The sequence below is a fragment of the Ancylomarina sp. 16SWW S1-10-2 genome, from assembly GCF_009669305.1.
Classification (GTDB): Bacteria; Bacteroidota; Bacteroidia; order Bacteroidales; family Marinifilaceae; genus Ancylomarina.
In genome coordinates, this window is sequence record NZ_SADB01000025.1 from 20,010 (window position 1) to 35,966 (window position 15,957).

Here is a 15,957-nt window from a genome sequence, read left to right on the forward strand (position 1 = left end):
CGCAAACGATCTGGATTGAATTCATAGCTTATCACTTATATCCTTGATCTTGAAAAAATATAAACTCATCATCTCTCTTCTTGTTGTCTTTCTACTTTCAATAATTATTGGAATAATAACAGACTATCAAGCAAATACTGACAAGAAATCTCAAACGAAACTTGATGATTTCCAAGAAGTATTTTTTGAAAAAGAAGCTCTACTTGACCAATATTTAGCAAGCCTAGCTAATTCTATATCTAAAGAGAAAAAGTTTATTTCGGACAATGATAACCTAAGTAAACAGGAAAAAGAATTAAAAGACAAAGATTTACTATTATTTGCTCTCGATAATGACAGCCTAATATATTGGAGCAATAATTCTATCGACCTTACACCATCCATTATCAATGGGCATTTTGAATCTGAAGTTCAGTTTATCGACAATTCATGGTTTTATATTAAGAAATTAAGAGTTGGCGAAGAACAGTTACTTGGTTTAATATTAATTCAAAAGGAATACACTTACGAAAACAAATATTTAAAAAAGCATTTCGCAAAGGCATTCGATTTACCTGATTCTTACATCATCCATTTTCATAAAGATGATGAGAACGCAATTAAAAACACAAAAGGGAAATCGCTTTTCAATTTAGAAAAAGAGAAAGATAATTTCTTATCTCAACCTGATTTTAACAAGGCAGTATATTTCTATTTATTGAGTTTATTGTGTGGCGTATTACTAGCCATACAAATTATACGTGTACGTCGAAAATTATGGTTTCGAAGTATCGGAATTATTGTGTTTGGCTTCTTACTAGTTTGGCTTCGCTACATCATGCTAAGTAAAGGCATTCCGAATGTTTTCTCAAGCATGGAACTATTCTCTCCTGTACTTTTTGCCTCCTCGTTCTATTTTCCATCATTGGGGGATTTCGCCATAAATAGCTTCTTTATTTTTAGCTTCATTTACACATACACAACCTATTTTCCATATCAGGTTTTGCTTCGAAATAGGGCTTTATCGTTCAATTACATATTTCTAATCATTAATCTAATATTCTTTTCTCTATTGTATGCAACAATAAGCATGCTATTCAAAAACCTGGTTTTAGATTCTAGCATGTCATTTCAAATGTATGAGATCAAAGCCAATTGGATTTATTCCATGTTTGGATTAGTTGTATTAATACAGCTTTTTTATGGTCTCATTCTATTAGGTAAACTAACAAACCGAAGCATAAAAGATAAAATATCAACACCTTTAAGATTATTAGTAATTCTACTTTTTTTTGGAGTATATACCCTTCTGAAAACAGTGATGGGAATACAAATAGATTGGTTAGGCCTTGGCTTTGAACTTTCAATACTAATTGCACTTATTCTTATCGATGAATTTGTAAAAGCAAGTTACTATCATACCTTCTTCATTTCTTTATTGCTCTTTATTTCAATTTTTATAAGTAATAGAATAAACACATTTGCAGAGCAAAAGGAAAAACAAGCTCGGGTTCTTGAAACTCTAAATTTATCTTCGGAAAACAGCCCAACATCTGAGACCTTACTTATTGAACTTGAGAAACAGATTAAATCAGACACACTACTAAAAAAACTTTGTATAAAACCTGTTCGTAACGAAACGAAGATTATCAATTATTTAGAAAATAATCTATTAATTGGATACTGGGAACAATTTCATATTCAAATCACAGTTTGTGGTGAGACAGACGAACTAAATATTGAACCTGATAATCAAATTCGAAACTGCTATGAGTTTTTCGAAGAGATGATTCTAAAGAATGGTGAACTTATTATTGGTAGTCATTTTTACAATCTAAATGAATACGATGGCATGGTATCCTACTTGGGAAAACTTGAAATCGAAACTCAAAAGAAACAGAATCATTGCATTTTTATTCGTCTAGATTCAAAATCAATATCTCAAGGTTTGGGATATCCCGACCTTCTTCTTGATGAAAAAATTAAATTACAACCCTCTGGTAAAGATTACTCATTTGGTAAATATAGAAATGGTAAACTAATTGCCTCATCAGGAGAATTCAATTATTACTTAAACGATGCGGATTTTGGCAAATCTGATGAAACCTATGCTTGGAAAAAACTTGACCATTATTCTCACCTTATCTTTCGCTTTGGTGAAAACTCTCTTGTTCTAAGCTCACCAGAAATCACTTGGCTTAAAAGGTTTATATCTATTCCGTATATCTTTATATTATTCTATATTTTCACCATTATTATAGCATTTATTGAACGATTTCCCTGGCATTTAAAACTTAAATATGGTTTTAAATATAGAATTCAATATTCCATTATTGCCGTATTAATGCTCTTCTTTCTTCTTCTTGGAGGCGGTAGTGTTTATTATAATATCGAACAGTTCAACCAAAAACACAATAAAGAATTAAGAGAAAAACTGCAAATAATAAAACAACAGATTATTCCTGAACTTCAACTCAATCCAACCAAAAGTGAAATCACCGAAAGGCTGCAACAAATTTCAAGTTTAATTTTTGCTGACATACACCTTTACAGTATCAAAGGTGAGCTCATAGCTTCTTCTCGTCACGAAATTTTTGATAAAAAAGTACAAGGGAAACAAATGAATTTCTCTGCTTTCTATCAGCTATTCCATAAAGGAAGAACCCATTTTATTCATAAGGAACAAATTGGAAGTATGGAATATCTATCAGCATACGAAAGCTTGGTTGATGCTGATAATAAACTTTTGGCTTTCATAAACCTCCCTTATTTTATAAAAAGTCAAGATCTAAGATCAGAGCTTATTAACTTAATCCTAACTGGAATCAACCTACACCTATTTATGATTCTTATAGCCATTTTCGTTTCAGTTATCATCTCTAATAAAATTACGCAACCCTTAAGATTAATTGAAAACAAATTACAGAGCACGCAACTTGGCAAACATAGTACAGCAATTGAGTATACTAAAAATGATGAAATTGGAAGTCTAATAAAAGTGTACAATAAAATGCTCGTGGATTTAGAACAATCGGCTGAGCTATTAGCTCAATCGGAGAGGGAAACAGCTTGGAGAGAAATGGCTCGACAAGTAGCTCATGAAATTAAGAATCCACTTACACCAATGAAGTTGAGTATTCAATTTCTATTACGTCGTTACGATGATCAATCGCCAGATTGGGGAAAACACTTAAAGCAATTCAGCGAAACTTTAATTCATCAAATTGATACACTTTCGTCCATTGCAACGGCATTTTCTAACTTTGCTAAAATGCCAGAATCAAAATTAGAGGTTCTAAACTTAGTTGATATCTTAAAACATGCCTTATCACTCTATCAAAACGATAAGCACGACATAAAGCTTAATCTAAATGGAATTGATGAAGCTATGGCTAGCCTTGATAGAGAACAATTTGTGCGAATCTATGTCAATCTCTTAAACAATGCAATTGAGGCTATTCCTAACGATAAAGCAGGAATAATTAAAATAGATCTGAAAAAAGAAAATGGCTATTGGTTGACTTCAGTTTCGGATAATGGAAAAGGCGTTGATCCTAACATAAAGGAAAGACTTTTCTATCCAAATTTCACAACAAAATCCAGTGGAATGGGACTAGGTTTAGCTATCGTAAAAAATAACGTAACGCAAGCTGGTGGAAAAATTTGGGTCGAATCAGAACTTGGTAAAGGCAGTACTTTCTACATTAAAATACCTAAACTTAAACAAAGTTAACCATAACTATTACCTACAGCTACTTAACTTCATCCATAGCTATTAAATCATTCAAAATAGCGTAAACAGTTAAACCTGATACTGACTTAATGCCTAGCTTATGCGTAATATTTTTCCTATGTGTTACTACGGTGTGAATACTAATAAATAACTGATCTGCAATTTCCTTATTAGTCAAGCCAAGGGCAATATGCTTTAATATATTCTTCTCTCGAGCACTAATTGGTTCAGATGAATTTTCTTTTTTATTTTTCTTAATCAATTCATCTTTCAGCCCTTCTAAACAAGAAATAATTTTAGCTTGCCCATCATTATAATGAAGAAAGGCATCGGCTGAATATTTTGATTCCAATTCCTCACCATTCGATATAATTACAAGTTTACAATCACCTAGCTTAGCACAATCTTCTTTCAACAATTCGGTACTCGATTCAAATAAATCCGGATTTAATATAAGAATATCAGGATTAAAAGAACTAAAACTTTCAAATAAACCTTCAGCTTTATCCATCTCCTGTACTATCAGATTATCGCCAAGTTTTTTCAAAATAGCTCCCAAACCTTTTTGAATTAAATATGAAGCTTCGGCAACTACTATTTTAATATTATTCATAGCTCCAGTTTAATTCATTTCAGAAATTATTTTCTCCATACCAACAATTTTGGGTATTAAAACCTTATTCTCAATTCGAGAATGATAACTTAAGTCTTGTTCCAAAATAAATAAGGTTTGTATAATTTTATGATATAAACTAGCATCTAATGGAGGTGTTAGATATTTAATCATGATGATTCTTAAGTCCATCAATTTTTCTTCTACATCATCGTGCACATCTTGATATTTCAAAATAGAAAATGAATCGTATATCTTCTGATTCTTTTCAGAAATAACGCCTGTTTTACAAATTTCTTCAACAGCTAAAACGTAGGGAAAAACAACTTCCTCCTCATGAATGATATGCTCAGTCATCTCATTCTTATAAGCTTCATAAAAATCCTTGATCAACAAAATATACTTCTTATCTTCAGATTCAGTATGTTGTAATGCCACAATTAAGTCCTCTATTTCAGATAGTTTATCATTTAAATAACAAGAGTGAGTCATTTTAAGATAAGCAACAAGATCTTTTGAAGGAATTGATTGTAATTCCTCTTTTGGGAAATAGTCTTTATCATGATAAGTATTTACAAGCTGTAAAAAAAAATTAAGATCAACCTGAGTCTCTTCACAGATTTCTTTCACCGTTTTATCGCCAAATCCTAAATTAATTCCGAATCGATGAATCACAGGTATTAACATGTAATTCATTTGAATGACATCTGCCATTTTCATATCCTTGGTAATACGCATGCGACCTATTTTATTGATTGATGTTCAAATTACACATTATTCTCTAGATAACAAGATGAGAGCTCAAAAACAGACTATATAGTCAGAATAGAGCTCTCATTTATAAATTAGGAAACCTCAATGAATTATTAACACTAGAAAAGAAATATTATGGCAAAAGATTTCTTAAGTTTCATTTAGTCTGAGCCTCCTGGCTTTGTTTTGTTAAAACAAAAATAACTCACTGAAGATTGTATTACAATACCAATATGTTGGTATTTATAAAATACCGAACACAAAAAACGTGTACTTTAAACCCTTAGGCTAAATACACGTTTTTATATTTTTGAATTACAGATATTAAATCTGCAATTATATTATTTTTTTCTCATCAAAATCTGAATTGGCACACCTGCAAAATTCCAATTATCACGAATTTGATTTTCAAGATAACGTCTATATGAATCTTGTATATACTGAGGTAGATTACAGTAAAACACAAAAGTTGGTGCGTAAGTAGGCAACTGAGAAACAAACTTAATTTGAATAAACTTACCTTTTACAGCAGCTGGTCTATAATGCTCAATAGCCTTAAGCATTACCTTATTAAGCTCCGAAGTTTTAATTCTACGAACACGATTTTCGTATACCTGAACAGCACTCTCCAAAACCTTAATCAAACGAACTTTCTCTACAGCCGATGTAAAAATAAGAGGCACATCAGTAAAAGGAGCCATTTTATTACGAATTTCCGCTTCAAATTCCTTCATGGTATTTGTTTCTTTCTTCACCAAATCCCACTTGTTTACCATGATAACACAACCCTTACGGTTTTTCATCATGATATCTAAAATAGCAAGATCCTGAGCCTCAAGACCACGAACAGCATCTAAAATCAAAACACAAACGTCAGCACTTTCAATACTCCGAATTGAACGCATTACGGAATAAAACTCTAAATCTTCGCTCACCTTTGGTTTCTTACGAACACCAGCCGTATCAACCATAATAAAGTCGTGACCAAAACCTTGGAAACGTGTATGAATAGAATCACGAGTCGTACCCGCAATATCAGTTACAATATTTCTATCAACACCTAATAATGCATTTACAGTTGATGATTTTCCAACATTAGGACGACCAACAAAAGCAATACGAGGCAAATCTAACTCCTCTTCTTCTGGCTTCTCAATAAAATCACCAACCAAAGCATCGAGCATATCTCCCGTTCCCGAGCCATTTACCGATGAAATAGCATAAACCATATCACCTATTCCGAAAGAATAGAATTCGTTGGCAGCATACATTAATTCAGAATTATCAGCCTTATTGGCAACCACATAAACCTTCTTCTTACTACGACGAAGAATTTTCGCTACAGCCTCGTCAAAATCAGTTATTCCGTGCTTTACGTCAACTACAAATAAGATAGCATCAGATTCATCAATTGCTAACATTACCTGCTTACGAATTTCATCTTCGAAAATATCATCCGAATTAATAGAAAATCCACCTGTATCAATTAATGAAAACTCTGTTCCATTCCAATCAGCCTTGCCGTAATTTCTATCACGAGTTACACCCGAAGTTTCGTTTACAATCGCCTTACGAGTTCCTGTTAAACGATTAAAAAGCGTAGATTTTCCAACGTTTGGACGACCTACAATTGCAACTATATTGCCCATTTCTTAATTATTTTTTCGATCTGACTTTCAAAAGAAAGACGAGAATCTGTATTCAAATTTATTTGAGCGAATATGTCGTCTCTCATAGACAGTTCTATCACTCATCCCAATTGGGAAACTCTTATTTATTTTTGGTAACCGAAGTTTTTCAACTGAGAATCTTTACTTCTCCAGTCTTTTGCAACTTTAACATAGAGTTGTAGAAATACTTTTTTACCAAAGAAAGCTTCAATATCCATACGAGCTTCAGTACCTACTTTTTTCAAAGCGCCACCTTTATGCCCAATAATAATACCTTTTTGTGAAGTTCTTTCCACATTTATAACAGCCATAATTCTTAAGAGTTTTGGCTCGTCTTTATATTCCTCAACTTCAATCTCAACACTATAAGGAACTTCCTTATCGTAATTCATTAAAACTTTCTCTCTAATAATTTCGGTAACGAAAAATTTAGATGGTAAATCAGTCACCTCATCTTTTGCAAAATAGGGAGGTGCTACAGGAAGTAATTCTAAAATACGATTGAATAAATTTTCAACATTGAAATTTTCCTTTGCAGACATAGGAAAAATCTCTGCTTGAGGAATTTTCTCTTTCCAAATATCAAAAAGTTTAGTCAATTTAGCCTGATCAGATAAATCGATTTTATTAATAATCAATAAAACTGGAACAGTCGAATTTTGAACCTTTTTCAAGAATTCTTCATTCTTGTCGATGGTTTCAATCACATCGGTTACATAAATAATGATATCAGCATCAACCAAAGCTGATGTCGAAAACTTCATCATAGATTCCTGAAGCTTATAGTTTGGTTTCAATACACCGGGTGTATCTGAATAGACGATTTGGAAATCATCTCCATTAACAATCCCTTTTATTCTATGGCGAGTTGTTTGCGATTTCGATGTAATAATTGAAATTCGCTCCCCTACCAAATTATTCATTAGGGTTGATTTACCTACATTGGGATTACCAATGATATTTACAAAACCTGACTTATGAGGTGTTTTTTCTGACATATCTTGATTATGAGGTTTCCAAACTTTGAAAATTAAGATCATTACTTTTCATAAACAGCAATAAACCAAAATCTTATCAGCAAAATCTCGAAACATTTTGAATTTGCAAATATAGTGCTTTTTCTTTGAACGATATAACAAGTAATTGATTTAATTGTGATTGAGTTTACACCTTTGTCAAATAAAACCACTCTACGGCCAACATATATTCTAAATACAAAAAACACCCTCGAACTTAATCGAGAGTGCTTTTATAAATTATAAAGAAGAAACGCTTAGACTTCAACTTAACTCAGGACTTCGCCTTTCACTTTATCCTTTAACCTTTTATTATTTCTTCATCATTTCAGCATAATGCTTATAAAACAAAGGAATTGTATTAATACCGTTGAAGAATTGCTCCAATGGGAAATTCTCGTTTGGAGAATGAATCGCATCAGACTCTAAACCAAATCCCATTAATACTGATTTTGTACCCAATATTTCCTCAAAAGTAGAGATAATTGGAATAGATCCACCTGAACGTACAGGTACTGGATGTTTACCATAAACCTCAGTATATGCTTTATCAGCAGCTTTGTATGCTGGAATATCGATAGGACAAACATAACCTTGACCACCATGAAGAGGTGTTACCTTAACCTTAACACTATCAGGAGCAATAGATTCAAAATGATCTTTGAAAAGAATAGAAATCTTTTCCCAATCTTGGTTAGGAACCAAACGAGTAGAAATTTTAGCAGTTGCTTTTGAAGGCAATACAGTTTTAGCACCTTCGCCAATATAACCACCCCAAATACCACAAACATCGAATGATGGACGAATTCCTGTGTGCTCAGAAGGTGTGTAACCTTTTTCGCCAGCTAATTCTTTCACATCAATTGCTTTCTTATAATCTTCAACATCGAAAGGAGCCTTAGCCATCATAGCTCGCTCTTCTTTTGATACTTCAATAACATCATCGTAGAAACCAGGAATAGTAATATGACCATCCTCATCAACCATCTGAGTAATCATTTTAGCTAATACGTTAATTGGATTTGCAACAGCGCCTCCAAATAATCCTGAGTGAAGATCACGGTTAGGACCAGTAACTTCAACTTCCCAATACATTAGACCACGAAGACCTGTTGTAATAGATGGTTTGTCTGGAGCAATCATTCCAGTATCAGAAACTAGGATAATATCGGACTTCAACATTTCTTTATGGTCTTCGCAAAACTTAGGAAGATTAGGAGAACCCACCTCTTCTTCACCTTCGATCATGAACTTAACGTTACAAGTTAAGCAATCGTTCTTAACCATGTATTCGAAAGCCTTAGCATGCATAAAAGACTGCCCTTTATCATCATCAGCACCACGTGCCCAAATTTTACCGTCTTTTATTACTGGCTCAAAAGGATTCGTATCCCAAAGCTCTACAGGATCAACAGGCATGACATCCATATGACCGTATACCAAAACCGTTGGTAAAGCGGGGTCTATAATTTTCTCACCATAAGTTACAGGATTCCCTTCACTCTCTAATACGACTGCCTTATCAACACCAGCATCTAGCATCAACTGCTTCCAGTATTCAGCAGCTTTATACATTTCTGGTTTATTAGCTTCAATTGAGCTAATCGATGGAATGCGAATCAATCCAAATAATTCATCAAGAAATCTATCTTTATTTTCCTCGATATACCCTTTAATATTGTCCATGTTATATGTGTATTGTTAGTATTTAAATCTTGAGTTGTAAATATACAAATCCGAAATTCAAAATTCAATTAAAGATCGTTAATTAAACTATCGAAAAGCAATTTAATTATATATGTCTTTTCTGAATAACGAATCTCACACCGTTTTTAAAGCAATTTTGAACTAGATTAACAGTCCTAGCCACATCATTTTTACAGTTCCTGTATACTCATGAAATTTACTATATAAAAAAATCCGTAAACAGCATTAGTAGCTCTTTACGGATTATATATTTTAAATGTTCATTGTTCGTCTTGAACAAATCACGATATGTCTTTACTTTCTAATCTGATATATTTCTTCAAGATTTTCTGCGGCGTATTCTAATTCCTTATACCAATCTTCGCCATATTTACGAATTAAAGGTTCTTTTAAGAACTTATAAACTGGTGTCCCCATTTTAAAACCTAATTCTCGGGCTGGTGCACAAATTTTCCACTTATTGTAATTTACAGCATCAAACTCAGGGTACTTTTCAATACGAATAGGATAAAGAGAGCAAGAAATAGGTTTTCGATAAGAGATTTTCCCATCAAGAAAAGCTTTTTCAATACCACATAAAGCCAAACCATTTTCAAAAACTGTGTAAACACATTCCTTATCATTGATGATAGGTGTTACTAAATCACCATCAAAATCAATAACTGAAGTACCTTGTTTCTCAATTTCAGCAATTCCCTCTTCACTTAAGTATTCTTTAATTTTAGGGTAAATTTCCTCAAGAATAGCTTTTTCGTCCTCATCTAATGGTGCTCCCGAATCACCCTCAACACAACATGCGCCTTTGCATTTAGCAAAATCGCAAATAAATTTCTTCTCAATCACATCGAGACTTACTATGGCATTTCCTATCTGTAACATTTCAAAGAGTCTTACGAATTAATAATTATGAACTTGCAGTATTTATTATAAAAGCAAAATCCGTACTATCGGCAAAGATAATACGGATTTTTATAATGATGTGAATTTTTAAATATAAAGCCTGAAACTGATTTTGAGATATCTAGTTTCTCAGGCCTCACTTCTAAATTTTCTATCTTTATTTTACGATCAAAGACTTACCTGTCATATCAGCAGGTTGCTCAAGTCCCATAATATCGATAATGGTTGGAGCAACATCAGCCAAAATACCATTTTCAAGACTTGTTGGATTTTCTGTAACCCAAATACAAGGAACTGGATTAAGAGAGTGAGCTGTGTTAGGCGATCCATCGGCATTTACTGCAAAGTCAGCATTACCATGGTCAGCAATAATAATAACATCGTAACCATTCGCTTTAGCTGCCTCAACAACTTGCTTAACACATTTATCAACCGCTTGAACGGCTTTTGAAATGGCTTCGTAAACACCAGTATGTCCTACCATATCGCCATTAGCAAAATTCAAACAAACAAAATCAGCCGATTTTGCATTCAATTCTGCACTAATCTTATCAGCAACCTCTGGAGCAGACATTTCTGGTTGTAAATCGTAAGTTGCAACTTTTGGAGAAGCAGCTAACAAACGAGTTTCACCTTCAAATTCAGCCTCACGACCTCCAGAAAAGAAAAATGTTACGTGAGCATATTTCTCTGTTTCAGCAATACGAATTTGTTTCTTACCAGCCTTAGATACAACTTCACCTAAAGTGTTTTTAACGTTATCCTTATCGTAAATAACGTTTACACCTTTAAAGTTAGCATTATAGCAAGTCATTGTATACCACTCAATATTCATTTTGTGCATACCAAACTCTAGCTTATCTTCTTGAGAGAAAACAGTTGTCATTTGACGAAGACGATCTGTACGGTAATTAAAACAAATCACGACATCACCTTCTTCAATTTTAGCTAGAGGAGCTCCTGCTTCATCAACAGCAACAACTGGTTTGATAAACTCATCGCTAATACCTTCAGCGTATGATTCCTCAACAGCTTTAATCATATCGGTTGCTGATTTACCTTCAGCTTTTGTATATAAATCGTAAGCTAGTTTAATACGTTCCCAGTTATTATCACGATCCATACCGTAATAACGTCCAATCAAAGAAGCTAATTTTGCAGAACCTTCGATTTGAGAAACAAAATCTTTAACAAATTCTAATCCTGATTTAGGATCTGTATCACGTCCATCAGTTAATCCATGAACAAATACATCTTTCAATCCATAAGCCTTAGCAGCCTTACAAATTGCAATTGCATGTGAACTTAAAGAGTGAACGCCACCATTACCAATTAAACCAATAAGGTGAAGTTTTGTATTATTTTTCTTAGCTGTAGCAAAGGCTTTTATTAACTGTTCATTTTCATTAATTGAACCGTCTTTTACAGCATTGTTAATTTTTACTAGATCTTGGAATACCACTCGTCCAGCACCAATATTAAGGTGACCTACTTCTGAATTCCCCATCTGTCCATCAGGCAATCCAACAAACTTACCTGCAGCTTGTAATTGAGAATTTGGATATTTTGCTAATAAACTATCAATATATGGTGTTTCAACTGTTGAAATAACATCTGAATTCGATTTATCTCCTATTCCCCATCCATCAAGGATCATCAATAAAGCTTTCTTATTATCAGCCATTTGTAAGTATTTTGATTATTCTGTATTTGTAAAATTATCTTGCAAAACTACCTTATTAATCTCAATAATAAAAGAGCTTACCATCCTGAATGACTTAATTTTACATCGGAAACGTTTGCTTGAATAAAAAGCAAATTTCACCTCAGAAGAGTATTCATCTGTATTTAAGACTAAATAAAATAGCTCTGTGTTGAGTTAAATTTATAAGGATGAACAACACCACAACTTATTTTTAGAAACACATAGGTAAGGATATACGGCTTTTTAGGAGAGAAATAAGATTATTGCTTAGGGTAATACTTCATCGATTTAGGATGAATATCTTCTAATGGTAACTCATACACTTTTCCCTTGTGAGAATAAATTATCATGTCTACCTTATCAGTAGGGATTGACTTATCTAATTTATTCTCCGTTCCATATTCAAAATCAGCTTTAATAAATAGTTTACCATCTATTCTTTTTATCATAGGAATGGTACGTTTGTTACGAAAAACCAGCCCAATTATTTTCACATGCTCCATTTTTCCAACAAGAACTGCTTCTAGCCTTGTACCACGATGCTTTGCTCCTGCATCCCATGTTTGAGAACTAGCATTCTCTATTTTTAATGGAAATTGCATCCTACTACTAAGACATGAAGGAAAAACAAAAATAAGCAGTACAAGTGTAAATAATTTTATAAATTTATACATTATTTAATATTTCATTGTATTTACAATATATAAATTTTAATTTATAACTAACATGAAATCAACACTAAAGTTTTTATTAGCCCTATTTATTGCAGTAAATTTCACTGCTTGTAGCAAAGATGATTCAGACCCAGAACCATCACCAACAGTAGAAACAGAACCAACAGAAATAGCATCATTTATTTGGGAGGGATTGGAGACTTACTATTTATGGGTTGATGACGTTCCTGCCTTAAATCTTACTGAAAATTCTGAAGAGTGGAAAGAGGCACTTAACGCATATGGTACAAATTATGAAGATTTATTTGATAGTTTCTTGTATCTAGAAAATGCACAAGGTGAAGAGGTTGATAGGTGGTCGTGGATTGTTGATGACTATGTGAAACAAGAAGAAGCGTTTTCTGGAGTTAGTAAAAGTTTCGGCTTTGAATATCGATTGAGCAGTTATAGTAATAGCGATGGTGTTTTTGGTTATGTCACGTATGTTTTACCTAATTCTCCAGCAAGTAATACCGTTCTAAAAAGAGGAGATATATTTGTATCAGTAGATGGGACAGATTTGGATATTTCGAACTATAGAGATCTACTTTTCACAAAAGATTCTTATACCTTAGGTTTAGCCGATTTTACATCAACAGGAATTACTAATAATGGCACTGAAGTTATCATTACTGCAGAAGAAGGTTATGAAGAAAATCCCATTCTTTTATCCAAAACCATAGAAGGAACTAAGGTCGGCTATATGGTCTACAACAGTTTTATTGGTACAGATAAATTCAACCTTGCTTTAAATGATAGTATTGCCAAATTAAAAGATGCAGGTGTAACAGAGATGGTTTTAGACTTACGTTATAATGGAGGAGGCTCTCTTTATACAGACCAACTACTTTGTAGCATGCTTACCGGATCACATACTGGAGAGCTATTGTTTGAGAGTAAATATAATGATTTTCTGTCCAGCTACTATATTCAAAATTATGGTGCAGATGCACTTAAAGACTTCTTTGTAGATAAAATCACGGATAACGGTACTGAACTAGCTACTATTAACTCATTAAACCTACAAAGACTTTTTGTACTAACTTCAGAAAGTACAGCCTCTGCAAGTGAACAACTTATTAACGGATTAAGTCCTTACATCGATGTTGTACTAATTGGATCAACTACAAGTGGAAAATATACATCATCTATAACGGTATACGATTATATTGATAATAATGGAACCAAGAATCCTGATCACACATGGGCTATGCAACCTATTGTAGGAAAAGTTGCAAATTCTCAAGGAGATAGTGATTTTGGAAGTGGATTTACAACAGATTATACCCGTAACGAGTGGAATTACCTCGGTAGTATTAAACCTTTAGGAGATACTGAAGAGCCATATTTAGCTGCAGCTTTAGGAATAATTGCGGGTAACGATGTACCTGTAGAACTGCAAGCAAGTACAAAAGCAGGTAGAGAAAATAAAAAGTTGAAAGAATTATTTAACTCTAAGGATATGAAACCATTTTCTAATGAGTTAGTAGATGATACCCACAATAGAAAAATGTTAAACCTTAAAAATATTGTAAAATAACATTTGTACATTAAGATTGAGATGAACTGTTTAGTGCATTCTAATTTTTTAATTCAAAAAACACAAAGAGGTAGCTATTCAAGCTACCTCTTTTATTTTATTGTAAACAAGATCTATAGAAATAAAAAAATTCTACCTTTGTGGTCTAATATTAACAGTAAGAATATCATAAATTCACTTTCGATGGAAACTAAAAAGTTAACACAATTCAGTCCGGGAGCCGGTTGTGGATGTAAAATATCACCCAAAGATCTAGAAGTTATTTTAAAATCTAGTGCACCTCATATAAAGGATCCTTTTTTATTAGTTGGTAACGATAGCAAGGACGACGCCGCAGTTTTCGATTTAGGAAATGGAACAGCTGTTATCAGTACAACTGATTTTTTCACACCAATTGTAGACGATCCTTATGATTTTGGTCGAATTGCAGCAACTAATGCCATTAGCGATGTTTATGCTATGGGTGGTAAACCAATAATGGCACTTGCTATTTTAGCTTGGCCTTTAGATAAGCTACCAACCGAACTTGCTCAGCAGGTAATTGAAGGTGCTCGCGATGTTTGTGCTGATGCTGGCATTCAGTTGGCAGGTGGTCATTCTATCGATATATCCGATCCTGTTTTTGGATTATCAGTAAATGGAATTGTTTCAACTAATAGAGTGAAGCAAAACAATACAGCAACCCCTAATTGCAGCCTTTTCCTTACAAAACCACTAGGTATTGGAGTATTCACCACAGCTGAAAAGAAGCAATTAATTGCTCACGAAGATAATCAAATCGTTGTTGATTTAATGTGTGCTTTAAACAAGGTTGGTCAGGTATTCGGAGAATTAGAGTATGTAAAATCGATGACTGATGTAACTGGTTTTGGTTTATTAGGTCATCTTAGCGAGATTTGCGAAGGTTCAAACGTGAATGCTACAATCAACTATCAAGATGTTCCTAAAATGGAAGGTGTTGAGGCTTTAATTGAGCAGGGATCTACTCCTGGAGGAACTCACAGAAACTGGGCTTCATACGGTCATTTAGTTGGTGATATTACTGAATCACAAAAATTACTTTTATGCGATCCTCAAACTAGCGGTGGACTTCTTGTCGCAGTTGAAAACGAACACATTGCTGACTTTAAAAAAGTTGCAAAATCTGAAGGATTTGAATTGGAGTCAATAGGACAACTATCTGCTCGAACAAATGATACCGAAGCTTATATCAACATCAAATAAGAACAAACCATTATGAATAATTCAAATACTTTAATTCAGATAACTAAAAATGGAATGGGAACAGGCAGCGAAGAATTAGGCCTAATCCTTATCTCAAATTATCTGAAACTAAGCTTAGCTGGCGATCAGTTACCAAAGATCATCACATTCTACAATGCTGGTGTTAAACTAACCTGTGAAGGTTCTCCCGTACTCGATTCTTTAAAAAGTATAGAAAAAGCAGGCGTAAAAATGATTATCTGTAAAACCTGTTTAAACTTTTTCAAGCTTCAAGATAAGTTAGAAGTTGGTATTCAAGGAACCATGCCAGATATTATGACACTTCAATCTGACGCAGATAAAGTGGTTAATCTTTAGAAGTTACAACTCATCATAAAAGAATAAGCCCATCTGATTTAGTCGGA

General features: G+C 33.3%; 12 protein-coding genes. 4 read left to right on the top strand and 8 right to left on the bottom strand.

Features of this window, described 5'->3' with window-relative positions:
* Positions 1-49 precede the first annotated feature (49 nt).
* Complete coding sequence (locus tag EMN46_RS16300) at positions 50-3,712, top strand: PAS domain-containing sensor histidine kinase (RefSeq protein WP_154201885.1); 3,663 nt, start codon at positions 50-52, stop codon at positions 3,710-3,712.
* Positions 3,713-3,731: 19 nt separating this feature from the next.
* On the opposite strand, the gene EMN46_RS16305 is transcribed toward EMN46_RS16300, so the two are convergent.
* The 8 genes from EMN46_RS16305 to EMN46_RS16340 all read right to left on the bottom strand — a co-directional run bounded on the left by EMN46_RS16305 (position 3,732) and on the right by EMN46_RS16340 (position 12,750).
* Positions 3,732-4,325, bottom strand: a complete 594-nt coding sequence (locus EMN46_RS16305; RefSeq protein ID WP_154201886.1) for a response regulator transcription factor — start codon at positions 4,323-4,325, stop codon at positions 3,732-3,734.
* 9 nt (positions 4,326-4,334) lie between these two features.
* Complete coding sequence (locus EMN46_RS16310) at positions 4,335-5,063, bottom strand: hypothetical protein (RefSeq protein ID WP_154201887.1); 729 nt, start codon at positions 5,061-5,063, stop codon at positions 4,335-4,337.
* A 356-nt stretch (positions 5,064-5,419) separates the two neighbouring features.
* On the bottom strand, positions 5,420-6,727 hold the full coding sequence (gene der / locus EMN46_RS16315; RefSeq protein ID WP_154201888.1) for a ribosome biogenesis GTPase Der: 1,308 nt from the start codon (positions 6,725-6,727) through the stop codon (positions 5,420-5,422).
* Between the two features lie 125 nt (positions 6,728-6,852).
* Entirely contained in the window at positions 6,853-7,746 is an 894-nt protein-coding gene (gene era, locus EMN46_RS16320) for a GTPase Era (RefSeq protein ID WP_154201889.1), read from the bottom strand.
* A gap of 330 nt (positions 7,747-8,076) precedes the next feature.
* Positions 8,077-9,450, bottom strand: coding sequence for a dipeptidase (locus tag EMN46_RS16325; protein ID WP_154201890.1), 1,374 nt, complete (start codon positions 9,448-9,450; stop codon positions 8,077-8,079).
* A 315-nt stretch (positions 9,451-9,765) separates the two neighbouring features.
* Positions 9,766-10,350: a DUF3109 family protein gene (locus EMN46_RS16330; protein ID WP_154201891.1), complete on the bottom strand. Its 585-nt coding sequence runs from the start codon at positions 10,348-10,350 to the stop codon at positions 9,766-9,768.
* A 178-nt stretch (positions 10,351-10,528) separates the two neighbouring features.
* Positions 10,529-12,055 (bottom strand): 2,3-bisphosphoglycerate-independent phosphoglycerate mutase, encoded by a 1,527-nt coding sequence (gene gpmI / locus EMN46_RS16335; RefSeq protein ID WP_154201892.1) that lies wholly within the window; start codon positions 12,053-12,055, stop codon positions 10,529-10,531.
* 281 nt (positions 12,056-12,336) lie between these two features.
* Positions 12,337-12,750 (bottom strand): hypothetical protein, encoded by a 414-nt coding sequence (locus EMN46_RS16340; protein ID WP_154201893.1) that lies wholly within the window; start codon positions 12,748-12,750, stop codon positions 12,337-12,339.
* Positions 12,751-12,802: 52 nt separating this feature from the next.
* Here EMN46_RS16340 and EMN46_RS16345 point away from each other — a divergent pair, with 52 nt between their 5' ends.
* The 3 genes from EMN46_RS16345 (at position 12,803) to yedF (ending at position 15,910) form a co-directional block, all read left to right on the top strand.
* Positions 12,803-14,329, top strand: coding sequence for a S41 family peptidase (locus tag EMN46_RS16345; protein ID WP_154201894.1), 1,527 nt, complete (start codon positions 12,803-12,805; stop codon positions 14,327-14,329).
* A gap of 183 nt (positions 14,330-14,512) precedes the next feature.
* Complete coding sequence (gene selD, locus EMN46_RS16350) at positions 14,513-15,553, top strand: selenide, water dikinase SelD (RefSeq protein WP_154201895.1); 1,041 nt, start codon at positions 14,513-14,515, stop codon at positions 15,551-15,553.
* A gap of 12 nt (positions 15,554-15,565) precedes the next feature.
* The gene (gene yedF / locus EMN46_RS16355) at positions 15,566-15,910 is read left to right on the top strand and encodes a sulfurtransferase-like selenium metabolism protein YedF (RefSeq protein WP_154201896.1); all 345 of its coding nucleotides are present in this window, start codon (positions 15,566-15,568) and stop codon (positions 15,908-15,910) included.
* Positions 15,911-15,957: the final 47 nt, after the last annotated feature.